The following is a 23,153-nucleotide window of genomic DNA, read 5'->3' as shown; positions in this document are numbered from 1 at the left end:
GCGCGCTCCGACTTCGAGAAAACACTCTGGCGCCGGATAGGCGTATATCGGCTGTCCGGGGTGCGCTACGCCGAAGCAGAATCCGGATTCTCGAGATTCTTATCAATTGATCAAATCAGACGGCAAGGCAATGGCGACCGAATCTGATCAAAAACTGAAATCGCGATGGGGATGAGCGCTTCTGCACTGCACACAGGCAGCGCACAGGCGTGTCGACGGCGCGCGTCGATACAGGCGTCAGGGATTTTTGCGTTGCACCAACCCACGGCAGGCGCTGCGGTTGGCACCGCCCTTGCAATGGAGGACCGCCCAGCGCAAATGCGACCGCGCTGAGACCACCAAGCAAAAGCACTACAGACCCACCAAGGAGACATCACCATGGCGTTACTGGAACGCGCCGCGTGGTACGACATCGCACGCACGACCAACTGGACCCCGAGCTACGTCACCGAGTCCGAGCTGTTTCCCGACATCATGACCGGCGCGCAGGGCGTACCGATGCAGACATGGGAAACCTACGACGAGCCATACAAGACGTCGTATCCCGAATACGTCCGCATCCAGCGCGAGAAAGATGCCGGTGCGTACTCGGTCAAGGCTGCGCTAGAACGCAGCCGCATGTTCGAAGACGCCGACCCGGGCTGGCTGTCGATTCTGAAGGCGCACTACGGCGCCATTGCGCTCGGCGAATACGCCGCGATGAGCGCGGAGGCACGCATGGCCCGCTTCGGCCGCGCACCGGGCATGCGCAACATGGCCACCTTCGGCATGCTCGACGAGAATCGGCACGGCCAGCTGCAGTTGTATTTCCCGCACGACTATTGCGCCAAGGACCGTCAGTTCGATTGGGCCCATAAGGCTTATCACACCAACGAATGGGGCGCGATCGCGGCACGCAGCACGTTCGATGATCTGTTCATGTCGCGCAGCGCGATCGATATTGCGATCATGCTGACGTTCGCTTTTGAGACGGGCTTTACCAACATGCAGTTCCTCGGCCTCGCCGCCGACGCTGCAGAGGCGGGTGATTTCACCTTCGCCAGCCTCATCTCAAGCATCCAGACCGATGAGTCGCGGCATGCGCAGATCGGTGGTCCGGCACTGCAGATCCTAATCGCGAACGGTCACAAGGAGCAGGCGCAGAAACTCGTCGACATTGCCATTGCGCGCGCCTGGCGGCTGTTCTCGCTGCTCACCGGCACCTCGATGGATTACGCAACGCCGCTGCACCATCGCAAGGAGTCGTTCAAGGAATTCATGACGGAGTGGATCGTCGGGCAGTTTGAACGCACCTTGATCGACCTGGGCCTGGACCTGCCCTGGTACTGGGATCAGATGATCAACGAGTTCGACTACCAGCACCACGCCTACCAGATGGGTATCTGGTTCTGGCGTCCGACGATCTGGTGGAACCCCGCTGCCGGCATGACGCCTGATTGCCGCGACTGGCTCGAAGAAAAATACCCCGGCTGGAACGACACATTCGGCAAAGCCTGGGACGTCATCATCGACAACCTCTTGGCCGGCAAGCCCGAACTGACCGTGCCCGAGACACTGCCGATCGTATGCAACATGAGCCAGCTGCCGATCTGCGCAATTCCGGGCAACGGCTGGAACGTGAAGGACTACCCGCTCGACTACAAGGGCCGCACGTACCACTTCAATTCCGAGATCGACCGCTGGGTCTTCCAGCAAGACCCGCTGCGCTATCGCGACCACCTGACGCTGGTCGACCGATTCCTCGCGGGGCAGATTCAGCCACCCAACCTGATGGGCGCACTTCAGTACATGAACCTGGCGCCTGGCGAGTGCGGAGACGACGCCCATCACTACGCGTGGGTCGAGGCGTATCGCAATCAGCGCTACCAAAAGAAAGCCGCGTGAGGCGGCACGCAAACGGAGGACGACATGGCACTTTTTCCTGTGATTTCGAATTTTCAGTACGACTTCGTGCTGCAGCTCGTCGCGGTGGATACCGAGAACACGATCGACGAGGTGGCCGCAGCAGCGGCACACCACTCGGTGGGGCGCCGCGTGGCACCGCAGCCCGGCAAGATCGTCAGGGTCCGGCGCCAGGGCGGCGAGCAGTTCTATCCGCGCAACGCCAAGCTGGCCGACACCGACATCAAGCCGATGGAAGCGCTCGAATTCATTTTTTGCGATGCATGAGGCCGCGATGAACTTCCAGAAAGTCTGCTCGCTCGACGAGCTTTGGGAAGGCGACATGACCGAGGTCGAAGTCGCCGGCCATGTGATCGTGCTGGTGCGCCCCGAAGGGGGTGAACCGCGCGCGTTCCAGGGAATCTGCCCGCACCAGGACATCCCGCTGGCCGAGGGCAAGTTCGACGGCCGGGTGCTGATGTGCCGCGCACATCAGTGGACCTTCGATGCCAACACCGGCAAAGGCATCAACCCCGGCGGCTGCCGGCTTGCCGAGTACGCCTTGAAAGTCGAAGGCGACGACATCTTCGTCGCAATCGAGGGCGTTGAGCCTCTCTTCGCCAATTGCTGACATCGCCAAGGAACCCACCATGAGTATCGCCAACACCGCCGAGGCCTACCGCAACAATCGCGTCGGTCCCGTACTGCGCGCGAGCAGCATCACTGCCGGCGTCATCGAAGCCGCACAGGAAGACAACCCGGGCAAGAGCATCCGCATCGACGACAAGCTCGCCTATGTGCGCATCGACACCGACGGCGAACTGATCCTGCGCCGCGCCACGCTCGAAGAGGCACTGGGGCGACCGTTCAAGATGTCCGAGCTCGAAGTCAACCTCAGCTCGTTCGCCGGCCGCATCGAAACGACGGATGACTACGTCCGGTTCTACTACGAAAAAACGCTGTAATCGGAGACACACATGACAACGCAAGCTGAAGTCCTCAAGCCGCTCAAGACCTGGAGTCACCTGGCCGCGCGGCGACGCAAGCCCAGCGAGTACGAAATCGTCTCGACCAACCTGCACTACACCACCGACAACCCCGATGCGCCGTTCGAGCTCGACCCGAATTTCGAGATGGCGCAGTGGTTCAAGCGCAACCGCAACGCATCTCCCCTGACCCACCCCGACTGGAACGCGTTCCGCGATCCGGATGAACTGGTCTACCGCACGTACAACATGCTGCAGGACGGGCAGGAGACCTATGTGTTCGGGCTGCTCGACCAGTTTTCCGAGCGCGGGCACGACGCCATGCTCGAACGCACCTGGGCAGGCACGCTGGCTCGCCTGTACACGCCCGCGCGCTACCTGTTCCACACGCTGCAGATGGGCTCGGCCTATCTGACGCAACTGGCGCCCGCCTCGACCATTTCGAACTGCGCGGCGTATCAGACGGCCGATTCGCTGCGCTGGCTGACACATACCGCGTACCGCACCAAGGAGCTGTCTCAAACCTTCAGCGATCTCGGCTTCGGCACCGATGAACGCCGCTACTGGGAGCAGGACCCGGCTTGGCAAGGCTGGCGCAAGCTCGTCGAACACGCGCTGGTGGCGTGGGACTGGGCCGAGTGCTTCGTTGCCCTGAGCCTGGTGGTACGGCCGGCGGTGGAGGAAGCCGTATTGCGCAGTCTTGGCGAAGCGGCCCGGCACAACGGCGACACCCTGCTTGGCCTGCTGACCGACGCGCAACTTGCCGATGCGCAACGCCATCGCCGCTGGGCCGGCGCACTTGTACGCATGGCGCTGGAACAGCCCGGGAACCGCGAGGTCATCACCGGCTGGCTCGCCAAATGGGAGCCCCTGGCAGATGAAGCCATCGTGGCCTACTGCGCAGCCCTGCCCGACGCGCCAGCGGCGCAGGCGCGCGCCACCGCTGCGGTGCGCGAGTTCCGGCACAGCATCGGCCTGTGAGACCAAACAGCCCGGGCGACATCATTCCATCCAAACCATGGCCAACGACACATCGGAACTGGCGATGACACACCAGATCACCATCGAAGGCGGCGCCGCTTTTTCCGTCGCTGCAGAAGAAGACACCTTGCTGCGGGGCGCGTTGCGCGCCGGCATTGCCCTGCCCCACGAGTGCAGCGTCGGGGGCTGCGGTGCATGCCGCTTTGACCTGCTCTCGGGTCTCGTGGAATCCATCTGGCCGGAAGCACCCGGGCTGTCTGAACGCGACCGCAAGCGCGGCAAACATCTCGCCTGCCAGTCGCGCCTGCTGGGCGATTGCACGATCCGCGTGCGCTGCGACGAAGCATATCGCCCGGTCGTATCACCGGGCCGCTGGCCGGCCGTGCTGCTGGCCCGGCGCGAGCTGACGCCCGACATGAGCGAGTTCACATTTCAGATACAGGCCCCGGCAGAGTTCCGTCCGGGCCAGTACGCGCTGCTGTATCCGCCGCACACGCCGGGTGCGCGCGCCTATTCGATGTCGAACCTCCCCAGTCAGGACGGCATCTGGAAATTCGTGATCCGGCGCGTTCCCGGCGGTGCTGGCAGCAACGCCTTGTTCGATCACGTTGCAATCGGGCAGACCATCACGCTCGATGGCCCCTATGGCCACGCCTACCTGCGTGACGACAACGCACGCGACATTGTGTGCATTGCCGGAGGCTCGGGGCTTGCGCCCATGCTGTCGGTCGCCCGTGGAGCGCTTTCCGAGAACCGCGCGAGACGCGTGCACTTCTTCTACGGCGGGCGCTCACAGCCCGACCTCGGTGCCATGGCGGCACTTGAAGACCTCGTGGCAGACAGCCGCTTCGCACTCTCGGTCGTGCTGTCTGCGCCTGCGCCTGAGCTTGCGTGGCAAGGACCGACCGGCTTCGTACACGCCGAGGTCGAGCGGGTGTTGGCAACACCGCTGGACCATTTCGAGTTCTACTTCGCCGGCCCTCCGCCCATGATCGAAGCCGTGCAGACATTGCTGATGCACACGCATCACGTGCCGTTCGAACAGATGCACTTCGACCGCTTCGTTTAAGCCAGCAACCCATCAAGAATCGCGAGCCCAGCAACGCGACGAACACAGCACAGCATCGACGATCAATTTCACAGATCGGCCATGTCGCGTACTTTCACCAATCCCCATATCTGGAAGCTGAGGTTAAGCTCATTCGATCGAACCTTGTATGACGTCCGCGGACCGTCCGACGACAGCAGTCAGCCGGTACCGCGTAAGCGCCAGCCGCTCGCCGTCGCGACGGCAATCCATCTGGCCGCGATCGAGGAGACCATGGCAAAACGGCATCCGCGACAATCCAAATCCGACGCAACGGCACCGGCGCGACCCGATCGCGACCCAAAACACCCGGGAGCCACCGAGATCCGCGTGCCGGCCATCCACGACCTCGCCAAACGCTTGCGCTTCGCTCCCCAGCAAGGCCGGATCTGGTTGGACGACCAACGCATGATGCTCATGCACATCAGCTCGCTCGGCGCGCTGAGGCAAGAGCTCATCGAAAGCCTGGGCAAGGAAACGGCGCGCGGGCTGATCACCCGCATCGGCTATCAGGCCGGTACGCACGATGCCGCCATGGCGCGCAAGGTTCGCGCAGGCTTCAACAGCTACGACGACTTCCTGGCAGGCCCGCAACTGGTCTCGCTGGAAGGCATGGTGCACTGCGAGCCGGTCGCACTCGATATCGATGTACAGCGTGGCCACTATTTCGGCGACTTCTACCTGATCGACAGCTCCGAGGCCGAGGCCCACGTCGCCAGCTACGGCATCGGCAACGAACCGGTGTGCTGGATGTTGATCGGCTATGCGTGCGGATACACCAGCGCTTTCATGGGTCGCCCCATCCTCTGGCGCGAGATCGAGTGTCGCGGCATGGGACATGCGAAGTGCCGCGTGGTTGGCAAACCCGTTGAAGAGTGGGAAGACGCCGAAGACGACCTGCGTTTCCTGCAGATCGGCGATTTCGTCAAATGGGCACCCCAACACGAGGCGCCATTGCCCGCCACAAGCCGCATCGCAGCGCGTTTGGCCGCCGCACCGGCAAACAGCTTCGGCGTGGTTGGAATCTCTGCCGGTTTCAACACCGTCTGCCATATGGTGAACAAGGTGGCCCCCACCGAAGCCACCGTGCTGTTCCTGGGCGAAAGCGGTGTCGGCAAGGAAGTCTTCGCCAACAATCTGCATCGTCTGAGCAAACGCGCCGACGGGCCATTCGTCGCCGTCAACTGTGCGTCGATCCCCGAACATCTGATGGAATCGGAATTGTTTGGCGTGGAGCGTGGCGGATTCACGGGCGCGACCACATCACGGCCCGGGCGCTTTGAACGCGCCGACGGCGGGACGCTCTTCCTCGATGAAATCGGCACGCTCAGCCTGACAGCACAAGGCAAACTGTTGCGCGCGCTGCAGCAGGGGGAAATCGAGCGCGTGGGCGATACGCGCACACGCAAGGTCAACGTGCGGGTGATTGCCGCAACGAACGTGAACCTGCGCGAAGCCGCCAAGGCGGGCCAGTTTCGCGAAGACCTGTTCTTTCGGCTGAACGTTTTCCCGATCCAGGTCCCGCCACTGCGCGAACGGCGGGACGACATCCCGCTGATGATGAACTGGTTCCTCCAGCGCTTGGCCAAGAAGCACGACAAACAGATCACCGGCTTTCGCGAACGTGCCGTCGATGCGCTGTTCGCCTACGACTGGCCCGGCAATGTCCGCGAGCTGGAGAACATGATCGAACGCGCCGTGATCCTGGCCGAAGATGGCGGGTCACTGGACTTGTGCCATCTTTTCACCAGCGGAGAGGAGATCGACACCGCCTCGTTCATCCTCAAACGCAGTGGCAACATCGGGCAGAGCAGCGAGACGGCTGAAGACGTCGCGCCGTCCAGCACAGCCATTCCCCGGCCAGGCCTGGAGGAAACCGAGGTGGCGATGTTGCGCGCCGCCGTGGTCGAGGCCAACGGCAACCTGTCGCGCGCGGCACGGGTGCTCGGCATCAGTCGCCCGACGCTGGCTTACCGGCTTCGCAAGTATCACATTCCGGTCGACGGAAGCTGATCCGTGCAAGCCTGGGCGACAAGGTTTCGTCGCCCAGGCACGTGCGCCCTAGAAGCGCTTCTGATACGCAATCACGGCGTTGACTTGCGAGTGCGTCACGCTGATCGGCACAGCCGTATTGGGCTGGCTCGAATTGGCCAGCGTCTTGCGCAGCGCTACCGACAGCGCAAAGTCGATCACATCGTTCTTGCCGATTGCATAGGAAACGCCGCCGGTCAGGCTCGTCGTAGGCGTGGCGGGCACCACGGCCAAAAGCATGTTGCCCGGAATGGCCTCCTGCGCGTAATGGAACCCGCCACGGAACGTCCACTTTGCGTTGTAACGGTACTCGGCGCCGATCCCGAACACGCTGATATCGCGGTAGTTCTGCGGCAGCGACAGATCCAGATTGGCACCCGTGCCCGACTGCACGAACCCGACGTTCATGTCCTTCATCACGCTTGACCAGAACACACGCTGGTAGTCCGCTGACACCAGCAGTTGCTCGTTGAACCGATGACTGATGCCTACGGTCAGTTGCGCGGGCATCTGGAAGTTTCGAACCGTCACGTCACCCTTGAGCGGAATGTTGCCTGCGACCGAACTGACGGCGGCAAGCGTTGCTTGGCCCGTGAGGTCGCCAACATGTGTCTTCGCGTTATACGCGGCACCGATGCGGGTATCCGGCGTGACCTGATAGGTCAGACCCAGCCGCCCGCCGATGCCCCAGGCCTGAGCGCCGCCCCCCACCGGCGCATTGCGTGCGAAGTTGATGTAACCACCGGAAAGCCCTGGCACGCCCATCAAGGTGGGAACAAGCGTGCCCGAGACGCGCCCCTGGCCGGCCAGCGTACCGATCTGGGAAACATCCAGCAGTGTCCCGAGATTCAGCGACGTCCAGGCAGCATCCAGCGATGCGCCCACGGTCAACTTGTCGGTGACTTGGTATGCCGCCGAAAACGGCACACGCAACACCAGCAGCCGAGAGAACTGGTCCAGCCCGGTGTCCACACCGTTGGAGGTGCGCGAAAGGAAGCTGCTGCCACCGTATTGCGTGCCCAGGCCACCCTCCGCGAAAATGCCCGCCCCAAACGCGTACCTGCCCTGCCGATAAACAAACGCTGTCTGTGGCGCAAAATATGGGCCGTTGTTATTGCCGTGGTTGCCCGAACTCGCTGTCTCGCCGGTTGCCGTATTCGTGGCCTTGATGTCGGTCGACACAACATCGAGCCCCAGGCTGAAATGGCGGCCCTCGCCCATCAGGCTAAGTGTCGCGGGATTTTCCATCATGGCGGCGGCCCCGATATCGAAGGCCGCGCCCGTGCCGCCCATTGCGCGCGAGATCGGACCAAAACCCTCCAGATTGAACACGTCTGTCGCCCTGGCGTGGGTCCCACAGACCGCAACACAGATGGCCGTGGCCGCGCGAACGTAGTTGCCTTTCACGGGTGTCTCCTTGTCTATTGATTGATGCGAGATAACAAGACGGCGGCACTGCCCGATCGCGACGAACATGCGCCGCGGACACACCGCCGGAATCGCGACCGGCAAAGCGCTGCTGCGCGGTCGCGGGAGTCGGTTTGCAGAAGGCATGCCAGCTGCGACCGCCTGGCTAAATAATCTCGATATTTCAAGGGAAAACCATGACGTTTCGGCTCGATTTCCCGCGCGTATTCCGGGCCCCAAGTGGGGTCGCTGCTCCCGGTACGGAGACCCCCTTCTCCTTTTTAATGATTTGGTGGGATTGGTCAACATCGGCGTTTTATCAATTGATCAAAGCCCTCGCCCCTGCCGGAAACCCCGCTGCTTCCGGTGCTTGCTGTCTTCCTGCTTATCCAGGAGAATATCGAGATTCCGGCCAATTCCGCCCTCACCCAGGAGGCCGCGCGCTGTGCAAGCCAAGTTCAATTACCCCTCAGACGCCGACCTGCGGCGCCTGCTGCATTTCGAACCCGAGAGCGGCACCATCTGGCTGGGCGAGCGGCGCATGCTGTTGCTGCACACCGCCGCGCTGAGCGGTTTGCGGCAAGACCTGATCAATTCGGTAGGGCCGGTTCATGCGCGCCGCCTGTTGACCCGCATGGGGTATGCCTCCGGGCGTCGCGATGCCGAATTTGCTCGCAAGACGCGTGGAGCGCTGTCACTCGATGCCGCCTTCATGGTCGGCCCGCAGTTGCACATGCTCGAAGGGGCGGTGCGTGTCACACCGGTCCAGCTCGACTTCGACCCCGCGAGCGGGCGGTTCTTTGGCGAGTTCCGCTGGGACAATTCCTGGGAAGCGCACGCCCACCGTCAAGCCTACGGCGTGGTGGACGAACCGGCTTGCTGGATCCAACTCGGCTATGCCAGCGGCTACACCAGTGCGTTCATGGGCCGTCTTATCCTCTTCAAGGAAAGCACCTGTGCCGCATGTGGCGCCGATCACTGTGAGATCGTGGGCAAACCGATTGATGAATGGCCCGACGGGGATGAGCAGCGCCAGTACTTTGAAGACGAGTCATTGCTCGACACGATTGCGGCGCTTAGCGAACAAGTGCAAGCCCTCAAAACCACGATCGAGTCGACACGTGAGCCGCTCGTGGCAGCGGGCATGCTGGTAGGCCGCTCGCCCGCGTTCCAGCGCGCCCACGAACTGCTGAACCGTGCAGCTGCCACCCACGTGACGGTGCTGCTCACAGGCGAGACAGGCGTGGGCAAGGAGCGTTTTGCGCGGGCTCTTCACGAAGGCTCGCCCCGAGCAACGGGCCCCTTCGTCGCCGTCAATTGCGCCGCCCTGCCGGCCGATCTGATCGAAGCCGAGCTGTTTGGCGTCGAGCGCGGCGCCTATACCGGCGCCCACGCGGCGCGCACCGGCCGCTTCGAACGGGCGGATGGCGGCACGTTGTTCCTGGACGAAGTGGGCGACTTACCGCTGCCCGCCCAAGCCAAGCTCCTTCGCGTTCTGCAAGAGGGCGAAATCGAGCGACTTGGCGCCGAAAGCACACGCAAGGTGAACGTGCGTCTCGTGGCAGCCACCAACGTCGATCTTGAAGCCGCGGTAGCTCAGGGGCGCTTTCGTCGCGATCTGCTGTATCGACTGAACGTCTATCCGATCTGCATCCCGCCGCTGCGAGAACGCATGACTGATATCGAGCCGCTGGCCAATCACCTGTTGGCCCGTTTCACAGCCTTGCACCAGAAGCGCCTCGCTGGTTTTGGGGAACGCGCGATGCAAGCGCTCATGCATCACGACTGGCCCGGCAACGTCCGAGAGCTGGAGAACCTCGTGGAGCGCGGCGTCATCCTCGCACCACAGGGTGAAAGCATCGAGATTGAACACCTCTTTCCCAACCAGCCTTCAGGCATGCAATCGCAGCTGAGCCCCCAAGGTCGCCTGGCACCCGTGCGGCTCGAAAGCGAACAGACCCTGTGCGCGCGCATTCTGGACAGCGGCCTGAGTCTCGAAGCATTGGAAACGCAACTGCTTGACCTTGCAGTCGAGCGTGCCAAGGGCAATCTTTCCGGCGCCGCACGCCAGCTGGGCCTCACCCGCCCCCAATTGGCCTATCGCCTCAAGCGGCATCTAGACAGAGGTAGCGAGGAATGAAACGCGCCATACAAGCCGGCGTGTCTGGCGCACAAGCGGCCAGCACAACCACGGTTGCGCATACAGAACCCGAAGTGCCCCGTACCCTATGCGAGCGCGCTTACCTCGATCTGCGGCAAGACATCATTCGGGGCCGTCTCGCTCCGGGCGAGCGCCTGCGCGTTGAACATCTCAAGGATCGATATAACGTGGGGGCCGGCACGCTGCGCGAAGCACTGGCGCTCCTCGTCTCGGACGCGCTCGTCACGGTGGAGGGCCAGCGCGGCTATCGCGTGACGGGAATTTCGTTGGCCGACCTGCAGGACCTCACCGACACGCGAGTGATGCTGGAAACGGAGGCTGTGCGCTTGTCCATCCGTCACGGCGATGCGCAATGGGAAGCACACCTGCGCGCCACCTTTGATGCCCTGAGCGACGCGGAATCGCTGGGTCCATCGGCCAATCCCGAACACTGGGAACGTGCCAACCGGCAGTTTCATGAAGCACTCATCGCTGCGCACCGTTCACCGTGGAGCAAGTACCTGCTGGACCTGCTCTACCGCCATGGCGAACGTTATCGGCGCGTGGCCATTCGGCGGAGCACCGTGCAACCCAGCAGCCGCAACGTGCATGAGGAACATACGGCCATATTCGAAGCGGCCATGGCACGGCAGGAAGCCCGTGCGGCATTGGCGGTTGAAGTGCACATCCGACTTACATACGAGTTACTGGCAAAGCTCGGACTGGAGACGGGGACGAGTGAATAGAGGTAGCAAACGGTGGATGTGATGGCGTGGCGGGCGATTTGCACCAGGTGAATTTTGGCCAGGACATCACTTCTGCCAACGCTCACAATCCCATGCCGCCAGGGCCTTTTCGCGTACATACAGGACGCTGCAAGTTGCAGGCCGCGCGGCCGGAGTGCCGGATTCTCGCTCGGAGGTGAGATTAAGGAGGGTTTTTCAAGATCCTCCTTACCGCTCTGAATGGTCCCCACCAAGTGACGCTTGCCATGATGCCGCCTGGTACGACCTGAAAAGAAAAAACCCCGGAGATCGTTGATCTACCGGGGTTTCTGGTTCGCCGTGAAATCAGGCGAAACGATCTCACATGTTGTCGATCATCACTTGACCGAAGCCCGAGCACGACACTTGGGTCGCGCCTTCCAGCAGGCGGGCGAAGTCGTACGTGACCTTCTTCGACAGGATCGACTTCTCGATCGACGAGATGATCAGGTCAGCGGCTTCCGTCCAGCCCATGTGACGCAGCATCATTTCGGCCGACAGGATTTCCGAACCCGGATTCACGTAGTCCTTGCCTGCGTACTTCGGAGCCGTGCCGTGGGTGGCTTCGAACATCGCCACCGAATCCGACAGGTTGGCACCCGGGGCGATACCGATACCGCCGACTTGTGCAGCCAGGGCGTCGGAGATGTAGTCGCCGTTCAGGTTCAGCGTTGCCACCACCGAGTACTCGGCCGGACGCAGCAGGATCTGCTGCAGGAAGGCGTCGGCAATTGCGTCCTTGACGACGATTTCCTTGCCCGTCTTCGGGTTCTTGAACTTGCACCACGGGCCGCCGTCGATTAGCTCGGCGCCGAATTCCTTCTGTGCCAGCGCGTAGGCCCAGTCACGGAAACCACCTTCCGTGAACTTCATGATGTTGCCCTTGTGCACGATCGTGACCGACGGCTTGTCGTTGTCGATCGCGTACTGGATGGCCTTGCGCACCAGGCGCTCCGTGCCTTCGCGCGAGACCGGCTTGACGCCGATACCGGAGGTTTCCGGGAAGCGGATCTTCTTGACGCCGAACTCGTCCTGCAGAATCTTGATCAGCTTCTTGGCCTTGTCGCTCTGGGCTTCGAATTCGATACCGGCGTAGATGTCTTCCGAGTTCTCGCGGAAGATGACCATGTCGGTCTTCTCCGGCTCTTTGACCGGCGAGGGCACGCCCTTGAAGTAGCGCACCGGGCGCAGGCAGACGTACAGGTCCAGCTCTTGGCGCAGCGCCACGTTCAGCGAACGGATGCCGCCGCCCACCGGCGTCGTCAGCGGGCCCTTGATCGACACCACGTAGTCCTTCAGGACTTGCAGGGTTTCTTCCGGCAGCCACACGTCCGGGCCGTACACCTTGGTCGACTTCTCGCCGGCGTAGATTTCCATCCATGAAATCTTGCGCTCGCCCTTGTAAGCCTTCTCAACCGCTGCGTCCACCACCTTGATCATCACCGGGGTGATGTCGAAGCCGGTGCCGTCACCTTCGATGTAAGGAATGATCGGGTTGTTCGGAACGTTCAGGGAGAAGTCTTGATTGACAGTGATCTTCTCGCCGGCCGGGACCTTGATGTGTTGATACATGGACGACTCCAGTGCAGACCGCAGGTAGCGGGTGGACGGTGGGGGTTGACAGCACAGCGCGCCGCTCACGGGTTGGCCGGCGTGGCGCGCTGCAATGAACTGGCGATTCTAACGGCCTACGATGACGCGCTCACGATGCACCGCACAAAATCTCGCATCTGGCGCAAGCCGTAACTCTTATATAAGACACAAGAGTGAATTCCACATTATGCCGGAAAATTTCACCATCCGCCATACTTCCAGCCCCTGAGCGGGCGCCGTCAACGGCCCGTCCGGTCGGCACCGGAAGCGCACGCCATCAAGGCGCGAACATCGACCGAGGCGGCTTCCGCATCCCGCCGGGCGCCCCAGGCATCCACCAGCCGGACCAACGCGGCACGCAGATCGCGCGCGTTGTCAGCCTCAAGCAAGCGGACCAGGCCGGCAGCATCCACGCCCGGATGCCTGCGCACCAACCACGCAAGCGTCTGGATGTGCTCGATAAAGCGATCGTCAGTCCGGTGCAGATGGCTGAAACAGGACAGCCCAGTGTGGCGATCCAGCGGCGCGCCGGAAATCGTCTGTGACACGAGCATGAAATCGTCGAGGGCGGAAGCGCCGTGCGAAGGCGGCCACAAACCGGGGACGGCGCCCAGCACAATCAACGCGCCGCAACCCAGGGCGAAATCGCGGCGCAGGAAACGGGCCGGCAGAACCGGGGCGGCGGGCTTGGTGGGGCGGGAAGATGACGGCGGGAGAGACACGGCAAGCCTTGAGCAAAATCGGCTCGCATTCTGGAGGTGCAAGCGCCGCCATCCAATCAGACCGCTCCGAAACGCAGGCGCCCAAGCCGGGTGGCGGGCATCTTTCTTGCGCAGCGCAACATGCGCCACATCGCCGATCAGGAAGTAAGGATTCTTCTGTCTGCCCCCACAAAAAATTCAGTGCAACGTGTCAACGCGCCTGTAACGGCCTGCGTTATTGCAGATGACTCATTTAGCGGGTCGTTGGTTAACTCACTGATCTATAAAAGGATTCACCATGAAGAAGCTGATCGCTGCCCTGATCGCCGGCCTGTTCGCCACCGGTGTGTTCGCTCAAGCCTCCGCTCCGGCTGCTGACGCAGCTGCTGCTCCGGCTGCTGCCGAAAAGGCTGCTCCGAAGGCCAAGAAGGCCAAGAAGCACCACCACAAGAAGGCTGCCAAGAAGGCTGCTGACGCTTCGGCTCCGGCTGCTGACGCCGCCAAGCAATAAGCTTGTGTTTCTGCCGGGCCCACGCGGCTCGGCCGATACAGAAAAAGCAGGTGCTCATGCATCTGCTTTTTTTTCGCCCTCGTCTGCCGAACGGAAATACCGGCCGCGCATGCAGGGCTGTCAAAATAGCGCCATCAAGCTTGAGTACCTTGCCCGTTCCTCACAACAAGAAACAGGGATGGCGCAATGGAATTCCGATCGATGTTCGCTCCGGTGCGACGAAAACGCACCGTGTTCACGATGCTCTCTCTTGCCGCGCTGGCCGCTGCGGCCGTGATTGCCGGCTGCGGTGGCTCGTCGTCCGATTCAACGCCGGTGTCGACGGCCACGCCGTCGGACGCAGCTACGGCTGATGCCAACATCCAGGCTGCCTGGGTGGAGATCGGCGACAGCAACCAGGCTGTCGTGCGCGCCGTCACGAGCTACACGAACAGCGCCTCGCCCGTCGACAGCTCGGTCTGCCCGCTCCTGACGGTGGACGGCACCTCCACGCGCATGGCGCTGCGTGTGGCCGCCGGCACCCCCGCACAGCGCACCACGGCCAGCGCCGCCAGCGATTCGAAAGCTTCGTCCTTCCCTGTGAACGCCTGCGAAGCCACCGTGGCCTCCACGGCCAAGGCCGCGTCGATCGGCGCGCGCGTGCTGCCCCTGCCGAAGGCGAACCCGCAGCGCGTGGTGATCCTGGCAGACACCGGCTGCCGCATGAAGAAATCGAGCAACACGTTCCAGTCGTGTAACGACTCGCTGTCGTGGCCGTTTGCCAGCGCTGCTGCCACGGCCGCCAAGATGAATCCCGACCTCGTCCTGCACGTGGGCGATTACCACTACCGCGAAAACGCCTGCCCGCCCGACGTGGCCGGCTGCCAGGGCAGCCCTTGGGGCTACGGCTGGGATACGTGGCAGGCTGACCTCTTCCAGCCCGCCGCCCCCCTGATGGCTGCGGCCCCGTGGGTGCTGGTGCGCGGCAACCACGAGGAATGCGCGCGTGCTGGCCAGGGCTGGTACCGCTTCCTGGATCCGCGCCCCTACTCGGCCGACCGCTCCTGCGACAACCCGGCCAACGACACGGCTGCCAACGCCTCAGACCCGTACGCCGTCGCGCTCGGCAGCGATACGCAGGTCATCGTGTTCGACTCAGCCAAGGCGGGCACGACGGCCTTGGCGACGACCGACCCGTGGTTCCAGACGTACCAGAAGCAGTTCAGCACGGTGGGCACGCTGGCCGCCAAGCCGGGCGTGATGTCGATCTTCACCAATCACCATCCGATCCTGGGTTTCGTGCCCATCGCAGGCAGCACGCCGCTGGGTGGCAATGCCGCGCTGCTGTCGGTCATGAACAGCCTGAACGCCACGGCGTATTACCCGCCGGGCGTGCAAGTCGCGCTGCACGGCCACGTGCATGACTTCCAGGCCATCAACTTCACGAGCAACCACCCCGCAACCATCGTTGCAGGCAACGCCGGCGACTCGCTCGACGTGGCCCTGCCCGATCCGTTCCCTGCGATCAGCCCGGCTTCGGGTGTGACGGTTGGCAGCATCTCGCACAACAACTCGTTCGGCTTCATGGTGATGGACCGCCAGCCCGCGCCCGGCAAGGGCTGGCTGTTCAAGGCCTACACCGTGGCCGGCAAGCTGCTGACGACGTGCACGCAGAACGGCACGAGCCTGGTGTGCGACAAGACCGGCTTCGTCGCACCTTGAAGCGCCTGAGCATTGCGCTGTGGGTTGCTGCCGCGCTCATCCCGGGCGTGGCGGTGGCCGAATCGGTCGGCATGACGCCCAGGCTGGACGCCGTGCCGCCGCCTGCCGAGTCGACCGCGTTCAAGCCGGACCCGAACCTTGTCGCGCTCGGCAAGCGGGTGTTTTTCGACCCGCGCCTGTCGGAGCCGCAAGGAACGTCGTGCGCGGCGTGCCATGACCCCGGCCGCGCATTCGCGCCAACGCTGAAGGGCGAGGCACTGCGCATCGGTGTGCCGGCCGGCAGCCGCCCCGGGCACGTGGCGGCACGCAACGCGCCGTCGCTGCTGTATCTGCGCTACATCCCGCATCGCTATTTCTTCCAGGACGACGACGCGAGCTTCCCTTCGCCGTTTGGTGGCTTCTTTGCCGATGGCCGGGCCGACTCCATCCCCGAGCAGATCCGCGGCCCGCTGTTCAATCCCGACGAAATGGGCAACCGTTCGGCGGGCGAGCTGCAGCGCAAGGTGGCCGGCACGGACCTTGGCCTGGCGTTGACGAAACAGTTCGGCGCCAATGCGGTGCGTGAACCCGAACGCCTCGTCGCCGCGTTGGGCAAGGCGCTGGAGGCGTATTTCCAGAGCGACGAATTGGCGCCGTTCACCTCGCGCTTCGATGATTTCCTGCGCAAGCGCACGCCGCTTTCCGTCGCCGAGATGCGCGGCCTCGCCCTGTTCCGCAATCCGGACAAAGGCAACTGCGCGTCGTGTCATCTGATGGTGGAATCGTCATCGCGTCCGGAGCGCTCGCTCTTTACGGATTTCGGCTACGACGCGATCGCCGTGCCGCGCAATCCGCTGCTGCCCGCCAACAAGGACCTGCGCCACTTTGACGTGGGGCTGTGCCAGACCGCCCATAAGCTCAAGTGGCCGGAGCCCGGTCAGTGGTGCGGCTACTTCCGCACGGCCGGCCTGCGGAATGTGGCGGTGCGCCAGACGTTCATGCACAACGGCGTGTTCCGTACGCTACGCGACACGGTGGCGTTTTATGCCACGCGCTCGACCGACCCCGCGCAGTGGTATCCCGGCGGCAAGCGTTTCAACGACGTGCCCGCCAAATACCAGGGCAACATCAACGTGAATGCCGTGCCGATGAACCGCCGCCCCGGCACCACGCCTGCGCTGACAGAAGACGAGATCGACGACATCGTTGCCTTCCTGCGTACGCTCACCGATGCGCGTTATGTGGCGCTGATGCCCGATCCGGCGGCGGACAAGGCGCGCTCCGCGCATGCGCCCAAGGCGGCCGCGCAGACGATCGCTGTTGACCGGCAAGCTTCCAATACGCGGTAACAACTTCGTCGCACGGCCAGCGGCTGTCTGATTGACGGCGGCTGGCCGAGTGCCGATCATGGAGCGTTTCTTTTTCGACCCGTTCGCGCCATGACTACCCTATCCCGCCTCTTTGCTGCTCTGTCGCTGGCCGTCGCCGCCACCGGGGCGCTCGCCCAGACTCCCACCGCCCCCAATGCCGGCCTGCCCGTGGCCGACCTGACCATCGGCATGTACAAGGTCAAAGCCGAAGTGGCGGCCACCCCGCAAACGCGCGAAACCGGCCTGATGTTCCGCAAGACCATGCCCGATACCGCGGGCATGCTCTTCGTGTTTGATGAATCCGCCGGCCACTGCTTCTGGATGAAGAACACCGATCTGCCGCTGTCCATCGCTTTCATCACCGACGACGGCACCATCTCCGACATTGCCGAGATGAAGCCGCAGACCGAAGACAACCACTGCCCCACCAAGGCCGGCAGCTACGCGCTGGAAATGAACAAGGGCTGGTTTGCACGCAAGGGCGTCAAGCCTGGCATGAAGGTGGGTGGGCTGCCGCGCTGAAGCCCACGCATATTCAATAACAGAGAGGAGACCGCCGCATGCATGCTTTCGACAACAACCGTCGCCGCTGGATGCAGCAGGCCGGCGCGCTGGCCGTGGGTGCGGGCGCGGCGTCGGCAGGTTTGCCGCTGAGCGCCTTGGCCTCGGATGCACCCAAGAAGGGCACGCGGTTGATCCTGCTGGGCACGGCGGGCGGGCCGACGCCGAAGAAGAATCGCTCGGCGCCGGCACAGGTGATCGTCATCAACGGCGTGTCGTACGTGGTCGATTGCGGCAACGGTGTCGCACGCCAATACGTGACGGCGGGCCTCAAGCTCAAGGACATCCGCCACGTCTTCATCACGCATCAGCACTCCGATCACAACGCCGATTACGGCACGCTGATGCTGCTCGCCTGGGCCACCGACCTGACCGGCCCCGTCGACGCCTGGGGCCCGCCCCCGCTGGCCGCGATGACCACCAAGTTCCTTGAGCTGTACGACTACGACATCCGCACCCGCATTGCCGATGAGGGCCGCCCGCCGCTTGCGCCGATGCTGCATCCGCACGAGCTGACCGAAGGCGGGCTGGTCATGCGGGACGCCAACGTGAAGGTGACGAGCGCGCTGGTCAAGCATCCGCCGGTGTCGCCGGCATTTGCGTTTCGCTTCGATTCGGCAGACCGCTCCATCGTCATCTCCGGCGATACGGCGCCGAGTGAGAACCTCGTGCGGCTCGCTTACGGCGCCGATGTGCTCGTCCATGAGGTGATGCACCTGCCGTCGCTCGACAAGCTGTTGTCCACCGAGCCCAATGCAAAGACGCTGCGCGAGCATTTGCTGGCGAGCCACACCTCCACCGAAGAGGTCGGCCGCATTGCCACCGAGGCCAAGGTGAAGACGCTGGTGCTGTCGCACTTCGTGCCCGGCGGCTATCCGTTCCTCGAAGATTCAGTCTGGCTGGATGCCGTTCGCCCGCACTTCAAGGGCGAGATCATCGTCGGGCACGATCTGCAGGAAATTTAAGGACGGCCGCTGGTTGCTTCGCTGCAATCGCGGTAGAGCTGATTGCGGCTACCGGGCAGGGTCTCGTCGGCGAGGAAGCCGGTGGGGCCCTTCGTCCACCACACATACTGGCCCGACGCATAGCGCGCACCCGAAGCGGCCATCACATTGGCAAACACGAGCGTCTTGCCGTTGAGCGTCATGGCGGCCAGCGGCGTATCGCCCACCGTCATGTATTTCACGAGGAGCGTCTTGCCGCCTTCGCACGTGTAGCGCACGTCGTGCGGGTCCTTGATCGGCAATGCGGAATACGCACGCGCCTGATCGATCGCCTTGTTGAGCCCCGCCTTGGCAAAGTCGAGCGCGGTATTCAGATCGTCGGACGACATGCCCGGCACCGGCGACTGCTGCGCGGTGGCAATACCGCTAAATACGCCAGCGCCCAGCGCCAGCCCAAACATCACTGCGGTTGCAAAACGACGCATGGATCCGTCTCCTGGGAATGGTCGGCGCAAGCCGGTTAGTCTGCTGCGTCGCTGTCAGGTTCTGTGGGCTTGAGCACAAATGCGGTGGGCTCGACACGTTGGGGCAGCTCATCGGACAGCGCACGCGCGGCCTCGGCAAAGCACTGCACAAGACTATCTGCCAGCGATGACGGCGCGTGATGCTCGGCACGCATGGCGCGCACGTCAAACGTCTGCGCCGGCTCCAGCGCGAACAGCGCGATGCGCTCCATGCTGCCGGTGGCGGCTGTGAACTGATCGAGCATCGTCACGCCGAGCGACTCCTCCACCAGCGAACGCGCCAACGAATACGTCTGCACTTCCAGCGTCGACTGCGGCGCCAGACCGCCACGTGCCAGCGTCTGCCCGACCAGCGAGCCCAGCGATATCTGGTCTTCCAATCCGATGAAAGGCTTCTCGGCAACGAGCTTGTGCAGCGCGCGGCCATCCGTCTTGCCGCCGACCCAGGCGCGCGGTGTGGCCAGCAGGATGCGGCCCTGCGCGACCGGCGTGGTGCTGATGGCCGGATGCACAGGCGGCGCAAAGGCAAAGCCGACGTCAATGTCCTGCGAGAGCAAACCCTGGACAATTTCAGCCGTGTGATGCGTGAACACGCGCACCAGCGTATCGGGATGCCGCTGCGAGAAACGCCGCACGGCAGGCGCCAGGATGCTGGGCGCGAGGCTGGGCGTCGCGGCCACACGCAAGCGCCCCGCCCCCTTGTGGCGCAAATTGGCCGACACGCGCCGCACGCGCTCGACCTCCTGATACAGCCGCTCGACTTCGCTGAACAGTTCGAACGCCTCGGCGGTGGGCTGTAGGCGCCCCTTGGTGCGGTCAAACAGGCGAAAGCCGAGTTGCAGCTCGGTGTGCTGAAGCACGCGCGTTACCACGGGTTGCGACACGTTCAGCATGCGCGCGGCCTCGCTGACGGTCCCGACCAGCATCACGGCGCGGAAGACTTCAATCTGGCGCAGACGCATGGCCGCCGGTCCTCACAATCCGAATAGGGAAGCGCCGATTGTGACATCCAGCGCTGGTCTTCGGCTAGGCGGGCGCGGGTGTGGCGGAAACGCCCTCCGCTTCCAGCGCATCCAGAAACACGCGCACCTTGCGCGGCACCAGCTTACGGGCGGGCATCAGCGCGTAGACGCGCAGCGCGGTCAGCGCGAAATCCGGCAGCACACGTACGAGCCGGCCGGCCGCGACTTCCGTATCGCCCACGGAGCGGGCCATGCGCGCCACGCCCAGGCCACGCACGGCGGCGCGGGCGCGCATTTCGGCATTCAAGGTCTGCAGGCGCGGCTGGATCGGGACTTCGATGGGCTCGACCGCGGGCTGGCCGACGGGGCGGAAAGCCCAGCTCGCGTCGTCGGGGCCGGACAGGCACGGCCAGCCGGCAAGGTCAGCGGGCGTCTTGAGCGGCGGGCGTTCCGCCAGCAAGGCCGGCGACGCATACAAACCGCGCGGGATCAGCACCACGCGACGCGCCACGAGCGACGAATCCGGCAGCATCTGGTCGACCATCACAAAGACGATGTCGTAGCCGCTGGCCAGCAGGTCAGGCTGCTCCCACGAGATGTGCACCTGGATTTGCAGATGCGGATACTTCTCAAGCGTGCGGCACACGGGTTCGGTCAGGTGCTGCGCACCGACTTCGTACGGCGCGGCGATGCGCAGCGTGCCGGCCACGGTTTCGCTGGCTGCGGTGGTGTCGGCGTGCACTTCGCGCAGGCGTTCGAACAACGGCGCGATGTCGTCGTAGAAGTGCGAGCCCGCTTCGGTCAGCCGCAACTGGCGCGTGGTGCGCGTCATGAGCCGCACGCCCAGCCCGGCCTCCAGCCGTGATACGGCGGCGCTGGCGGTCGATTTGGGGATGCCCAGCGCCTCGGCGGCGGCGGTGAAGCTGCCGGCCTCCACCACGCGGCAGAAGGTTTCCCAGTCGTTCCACTCCATTGTTCGCATGACTGGACAGTGTTCCTAGAGTTGGCCGTTTATCCGGCTGGCGGGCAAGTTTATGCTCGGGCACATGTCGCTGCAAATCCTCAAACCCGCGTCGCTGCGGGCGTTTCCCCACTTTTCTTCGGCGCGCGTCCACGCATTTGGACTGGCGTTGGGCCTCTCCACAGGCCTCGATTTTGTCTCTTCGCAGATGTTCGCCGTGGCGGGCCAGCACATCCAGGGCGGTGTGCACGCGAGCCCCGAGGCGTATCTGTACGCCGTCACAGCGTATGCCGTGGCGGCCGTGGTCGCCAACCTCGCCATCGGCCGCATTGCCGCGCACGTGGGCTATCGGATGTATTCGCTGGTGGGCATCGTGCTGTTCGCCATCGGCTGCGTGGTGTGCACCCAATCCAACAACATCGGCGAACTGGTCATCGGTCGGACCATCCAGGGCCTGGGCGCGGGCGGCTTGTTTTCGGCATCGCGCATTCTGGTGCAGCTCACGACCGAACCCGATGAGCGCATTCCTCCAATGCTGATGTTCAGCGTCGGCCTGTTCGGGCTGACCACGATTGCGCCGTGGATCTGCGCCGAGGTGCTGGAGTACAGCGAATGGCGCGTGATCTTCTGGATCGAACTGGCGCTGGCCGGCGTCGCATGGGTGGCGATGTTCCTCCTCCCGCCCGAACACCATCAGCCTCGCACACGCGCTGCACGCCGCCCCGATGAAGCGCCGCCCCAAGAAAGCCAGTGGGATTGGGTTGGCGTAGGTGCCATGGCCATCGGCGCGCTGTCGTTCCTTATGGGTCTGTCTGAACTGCGCTACAGCCGGCTGACGGCCTCGCCTTTGATTCCGCTGTTGTTGCTGGGCGGTGCGGCTTCGCTGCTGCTGGCCATCCACCGCCTGCGCACGCACCCGGATCCGTGGCTCGATCTCTCACGCCTGAACGGCCGCCGCTACCTGTGGGGCATCGGTTTCTACGGCATCTATTACTTGATGAGCGGGTACTGGTCGTACCTGTTTCCGGCGGTGTCGCAAGGCGGCCTGGGCTTTACGTTCCGCACGACCACGCTCTTTTTGATGATCAGCGGGGCAGTGTCGACGGTGGTGGCCGTGGTCATGACGGTCTGGTTGCCGTTCTTCTTCCGCAAGCGCCGTTTCATTGCCATTGGCTTTGCGGTGTACGCCGCAGCAGCGCTGCTGCTGGCGACAAGCCTGATGCCGGGTGCGCCAGACTATGCGTTCTTCCCCGTGTCGGTCCTGGAAGGCATCACGCCCGGCGCGGTGATGATCCAGGTCGCGATGATGACCTACCTCGATCTCGACCGCGAAGACTTCGCGCACGGCTATCAGATGAAGAACATCGCGCGCCAGTTTGCGACCGCGGTGGGCACCGGGCTGGCGGCTGTGTCACTGCAGACGCAGCAGGCGGAATCGCGCTCGCTGATCGTGGCGCACGTCACGCGCTTCACGGCAGACCTGCAGGCCGCCAACCCGCTGACGCCCGAGCGCCTGGCTAGCTTGTCCGCCGAGATTGATCGACAAGCCACGCTGCTGGCCGGTACGCAGCTCTTCAGCTGGTTTGCGGTGGCGTGCGGCGTGTTTGCCGTGCTGGTGTTGGTACAGCGGTCGTTGCGCTAAGCGCGCGCATCACGACTTCTGCACCGCGTATCTCCCCGGCCCTGTCGCGGCCAGCAGGAACAGACCGCCCATGATGCTCAGGTTCTTGAAGAACTGGATCTTGTTGGCGGCTTCCATGGCGCCTTGCATATCCCAGTAGGAATGGGCGATGAACGACGTGCCGAGCACGAATAGCGCCATCAGAAGGGCCAGCGGCCGCGTCCACAGGCCAATGAGCAAGGCGATGCCCACGCCAAACTCCATGACGACGGCAACCGCAGCAGCGACCATCGGCATGGGCGCTCCGGTGCTGGCCATGTAGCCGACCGTGCCTTGGAAGCCTGTCAGCTTGCCCCATCCGGACATCACGAACAGCACCATCATCAGGATGCGGGCGAGCAGGATCAATTCGTCGCGCCAGCGTTGAATGAATGCGTCCATCGCGGCC

Annotated in this window: 22 protein-coding genes; 15 read left to right on the top strand and 7 right to left on the bottom strand. The window is 63.6% G+C overall.

What is annotated here, in order from left to right:
* The first annotated feature begins 378 nt into the window (after positions 1 to 378).
* The 7 genes from ACEN9T_RS12555 (at position 379) to ACEN9T_RS12525 (ending at position 6,948) form a co-directional block, all read left to right on the top strand.
* Positions 379 to 1,884 carry a toluene monooxygenase gene (locus tag ACEN9T_RS12555; RefSeq protein ID WP_413707869.1) on the top strand — a complete coding sequence of 502 codons (1,506 nt, stop codon included), beginning with the start codon at positions 379 to 381 and terminating at the stop codon, positions 1,882 to 1,884.
* A 24-nt stretch (positions 1,885 to 1,908) separates the two neighbouring features.
* A complete protein-coding gene (locus ACEN9T_RS12550) occupies positions 1,909 to 2,169 on the top strand; it encodes a toluene-4-monooxygenase system B family protein (RefSeq protein WP_045202762.1) in 261 nt (86 codons plus the stop codon).
* 7 nt (positions 2,170 to 2,176) lie between these two features.
* Entirely contained in the window at positions 2,177 to 2,512 is a 336-nt protein-coding gene (locus ACEN9T_RS12545; RefSeq protein WP_413707868.1) for a Rieske 2Fe-2S domain-containing protein, read from the top strand.
* Between the two features lie 19 nt (positions 2,513 to 2,531).
* On the top strand, positions 2,532 to 2,846 hold the full coding sequence (locus ACEN9T_RS12540) for an MmoB/DmpM family protein (RefSeq protein WP_045202760.1): 315 nt from the start codon (positions 2,532 to 2,534) through the stop codon (positions 2,844 to 2,846).
* 12 nt (positions 2,847 to 2,858) lie between these two features.
* Entirely contained in the window at positions 2,859 to 3,848 is a 990-nt protein-coding gene (locus tag ACEN9T_RS12535) for an aromatic/alkene monooxygenase hydroxylase subunit beta (RefSeq protein WP_045202759.1), read from the top strand.
* 37 nt (positions 3,849 to 3,885) lie between these two features.
* Positions 3,886 to 4,917: a 2Fe-2S iron-sulfur cluster-binding protein gene (locus ACEN9T_RS12530; protein ID WP_413707867.1), complete on the top strand. Its 1,032-nt coding sequence runs from the start codon at positions 3,886 to 3,888 to the stop codon at positions 4,915 to 4,917.
* 252 nt (positions 4,918 to 5,169) lie between these two features.
* Positions 5,170 to 6,948, top strand: coding sequence for a sigma-54-dependent Fis family transcriptional regulator (locus tag ACEN9T_RS12525; protein WP_260779770.1), 1,779 nt, complete (start codon positions 5,170 to 5,172; stop codon positions 6,946 to 6,948).
* Positions 6,949 to 6,996: 48 nt separating this feature from the next.
* Here the strand turns inward: ACEN9T_RS12525 and ACEN9T_RS12520 are convergent, their stop codons facing one another.
* Entirely contained in the window at positions 6,997 to 8,373 is a 1,377-nt protein-coding gene (locus ACEN9T_RS12520; protein WP_413707866.1) for an OmpP1/FadL family transporter, read from the bottom strand.
* Between the two features lie 445 nt (positions 8,374 to 8,818).
* Here ACEN9T_RS12520 and ACEN9T_RS12515 point away from each other — a divergent pair, with 445 nt between their 5' ends.
* Entirely contained in the window at positions 8,819 to 10,513 is a 1,695-nt protein-coding gene (locus tag ACEN9T_RS12515; protein ID WP_325654246.1) for a sigma 54-interacting transcriptional regulator, read from the top strand.
* Complete coding sequence (locus ACEN9T_RS12510) at positions 10,510 to 11,259, top strand: GntR family transcriptional regulator (protein ID WP_413707865.1); 750 nt, start codon at positions 10,510 to 10,512, stop codon at positions 11,257 to 11,259. The genes ACEN9T_RS12515 and ACEN9T_RS12510 overlap by 4 nt, the downstream gene beginning before the upstream one ends.
* A gap of 339 nt (positions 11,260 to 11,598) precedes the next feature.
* On the opposite strand, the gene icd is transcribed toward ACEN9T_RS12510, so the two are convergent.
* Together icd and ACEN9T_RS12500 are read right to left on the bottom strand one after the other, a co-directional pair.
* Entirely contained in the window at positions 11,599 to 12,849 is a 1,251-nt protein-coding gene (gene icd, locus ACEN9T_RS12505) for an NADP-dependent isocitrate dehydrogenase (protein WP_092972710.1), read from the bottom strand.
* Positions 12,850 to 13,109: 260 nt separating this feature from the next.
* Entirely contained in the window at positions 13,110 to 13,592 is a 483-nt protein-coding gene (locus ACEN9T_RS12500) for a sugar dehydrogenase complex small subunit (protein WP_413707864.1), read from the bottom strand.
* Between the two features lie 277 nt (positions 13,593 to 13,869).
* Here ACEN9T_RS12500 and ACEN9T_RS12495 point away from each other — a divergent pair, with 277 nt between their 5' ends.
* The 5 genes from ACEN9T_RS12495 to ACEN9T_RS12475 all read left to right on the top strand — a co-directional run bounded on the left by ACEN9T_RS12495 (position 13,870) and on the right by ACEN9T_RS12475 (position 18,658).
* Entirely contained in the window at positions 13,870 to 14,082 is a 213-nt protein-coding gene (locus ACEN9T_RS12495) for a hypothetical protein (RefSeq protein ID WP_004631913.1), read from the top strand.
* Between the two features lie 186 nt (positions 14,083 to 14,268).
* Positions 14,269 to 15,783 (top strand): metallophosphoesterase, encoded by a 1,515-nt coding sequence (locus tag ACEN9T_RS12490; protein ID WP_413707863.1) that lies wholly within the window; start codon positions 14,269 to 14,271, stop codon positions 15,781 to 15,783.
* Complete coding sequence (locus ACEN9T_RS12485; protein WP_413707862.1) at positions 15,780 to 17,111, top strand: cytochrome-c peroxidase; 1,332 nt, start codon at positions 15,780 to 15,782, stop codon at positions 17,109 to 17,111. The genes ACEN9T_RS12490 and ACEN9T_RS12485 overlap by 4 nt, the downstream gene beginning before the upstream one ends.
* Before the next feature lie 90 nt (positions 17,112 to 17,201).
* The gene (locus ACEN9T_RS12480; RefSeq protein WP_092972704.1) at positions 17,202 to 17,654 is read left to right on the top strand and encodes a DUF192 domain-containing protein; all 453 of its coding nucleotides are present in this window, start codon (positions 17,202 to 17,204) and stop codon (positions 17,652 to 17,654) included.
* A gap of 38 nt (positions 17,655 to 17,692) precedes the next feature.
* Positions 17,693 to 18,658 (top strand): MBL fold metallo-hydrolase, encoded by a 966-nt coding sequence (locus ACEN9T_RS12475; protein ID WP_413707861.1) that lies wholly within the window; start codon positions 17,693 to 17,695, stop codon positions 18,656 to 18,658.
* On the opposite strand, the gene ACEN9T_RS12470 is transcribed toward ACEN9T_RS12475, so the two are convergent.
* The 3 genes from ACEN9T_RS12470 to ACEN9T_RS12460 all read right to left on the bottom strand — a co-directional run bounded on the left by ACEN9T_RS12470 (position 18,655) and on the right by ACEN9T_RS12460 (position 21,096).
* Positions 18,655 to 19,122 carry an MliC family protein gene (locus ACEN9T_RS12470; RefSeq protein ID WP_092972700.1) on the bottom strand — a complete coding sequence of 156 codons (468 nt, stop codon included), beginning with the start codon at positions 19,120 to 19,122 and terminating at the stop codon, positions 18,655 to 18,657. The genes ACEN9T_RS12475 and ACEN9T_RS12470 overlap by 4 nt on opposite strands.
* Positions 19,123 to 19,157: 35 nt before the next feature.
* Entirely contained in the window at positions 19,158 to 20,123 is a 966-nt protein-coding gene (locus ACEN9T_RS12465) for a LysR family transcriptional regulator (RefSeq protein WP_092972698.1), read from the bottom strand.
* A 64-nt stretch (positions 20,124 to 20,187) separates the two neighbouring features.
* Complete coding sequence (locus tag ACEN9T_RS12460) at positions 20,188 to 21,096, bottom strand: LysR family transcriptional regulator (protein ID WP_413708447.1); 909 nt, start codon at positions 21,094 to 21,096, stop codon at positions 20,188 to 20,190.
* A 73-nt stretch (positions 21,097 to 21,169) separates the two neighbouring features.
* On the opposite strand from ACEN9T_RS12460, the gene ACEN9T_RS12455 reads away from it, so the two are divergent.
* Positions 21,170 to 22,726: an MFS transporter gene (locus tag ACEN9T_RS12455; RefSeq protein ID WP_413707860.1), complete on the top strand. Its 1,557-nt coding sequence runs from the start codon at positions 21,170 to 21,172 to the stop codon at positions 22,724 to 22,726.
* A gap of 9 nt (positions 22,727 to 22,735) precedes the next feature.
* On the opposite strand, the gene ACEN9T_RS12450 is transcribed toward ACEN9T_RS12455, so the two are convergent.
* Entirely contained in the window at positions 22,736 to 23,146 is a 411-nt protein-coding gene (locus ACEN9T_RS12450) for a DoxX family protein (RefSeq protein ID WP_092972694.1), read from the bottom strand.
* Positions 23,147 to 23,153: the final 7 nt, after the last annotated feature.

This window comes from Ralstonia sp. Ralssp110 (assembly GCF_047325135.1).
GTDB lineage: Bacteria > Pseudomonadota > Gammaproteobacteria > Burkholderiales > Burkholderiaceae > Ralstonia > Ralstonia mojiangensis.
The sequence above is the reverse complement of the archived record's forward strand: the minus strand, read 5'-3'. Positions and strand labels throughout refer to the sequence as shown.

Coding starts and splice junctions, on each gene's coding strand:
- ACEN9T_RS12555 (WP_413707869.1), top strand. CDS start 379: ATGGCGTTACTGGAACGCGCCGCGTGGTACGACATCGCACGCACGACC.
- ACEN9T_RS12550 (WP_045202762.1), top strand. CDS start 1,909: ATGGCACTTTTTCCTGTGATTTCGAATTTTCAGTACGACTTCGTGCTG.
- ACEN9T_RS12545 (WP_413707868.1), top strand. CDS start 2,177: ATGAACTTCCAGAAAGTCTGCTCGCTCGACGAGCTTTGGGAAGGCGAC.
- ACEN9T_RS12540 (WP_045202760.1), top strand. CDS start 2,532: ATGAGTATCGCCAACACCGCCGAGGCCTACCGCAACAATCGCGTCGGT.
- ACEN9T_RS12535 (WP_045202759.1), top strand. CDS start 2,859: ATGACAACGCAAGCTGAAGTCCTCAAGCCGCTCAAGACCTGGAGTCAC.
- ACEN9T_RS12530 (WP_413707867.1), top strand. CDS start 3,886: ATGGCCAACGACACATCGGAACTGGCGATGACACACCAGATCACCATC.
- ACEN9T_RS12525 (WP_260779770.1), top strand. CDS start 5,170: ATGGCAAAACGGCATCCGCGACAATCCAAATCCGACGCAACGGCACCG.
- ACEN9T_RS12510 (WP_413707865.1), top strand. CDS start 10,510: ATGAAACGCGCCATACAAGCCGGCGTGTCTGGCGCACAAGCGGCCAGC.
- icd (WP_092972710.1), bottom strand. CDS start 12,849: ATGTATCAACACATCAAGGTCCCGGCCGGCGAGAAGATCACTGTCAAT.
- ACEN9T_RS12495 (WP_004631913.1), top strand. CDS start 13,870: ATGAAGAAGCTGATCGCTGCCCTGATCGCCGGCCTGTTCGCCACCGGT.
- ACEN9T_RS12490 (WP_413707863.1), top strand. CDS start 14,269: ATGGAATTCCGATCGATGTTCGCTCCGGTGCGACGAAAACGCACCGTG.
- ACEN9T_RS12480 (WP_092972704.1), top strand. CDS start 17,202: ATGACTACCCTATCCCGCCTCTTTGCTGCTCTGTCGCTGGCCGTCGCC.
- ACEN9T_RS12475 (WP_413707861.1), top strand. CDS start 17,693: ATGCATGCTTTCGACAACAACCGTCGCCGCTGGATGCAGCAGGCCGGC.
- ACEN9T_RS12470 (WP_092972700.1), bottom strand. CDS start 19,122: ATGCGTCGTTTTGCAACCGCAGTGATGTTTGGGCTGGCGCTGGGCGCT.
- ACEN9T_RS12465 (WP_092972698.1), bottom strand. CDS start 20,123: ATGCGTCTGCGCCAGATTGAAGTCTTCCGCGCCGTGATGCTGGTCGGG.
- ACEN9T_RS12460 (WP_413708447.1), bottom strand. CDS start 21,096: ATGGAGTGGAACGACTGGGAAACCTTCTGCCGCGTGGTGGAGGCCGGC.
- ACEN9T_RS12455 (WP_413707860.1), top strand. CDS start 21,170: ATGTCGCTGCAAATCCTCAAACCCGCGTCGCTGCGGGCGTTTCCCCAC.
- ACEN9T_RS12450 (WP_092972694.1), bottom strand. CDS start 23,146: ATGGACGCATTCATTCAACGCTGGCGCGACGAATTGATCCTGCTCGCC.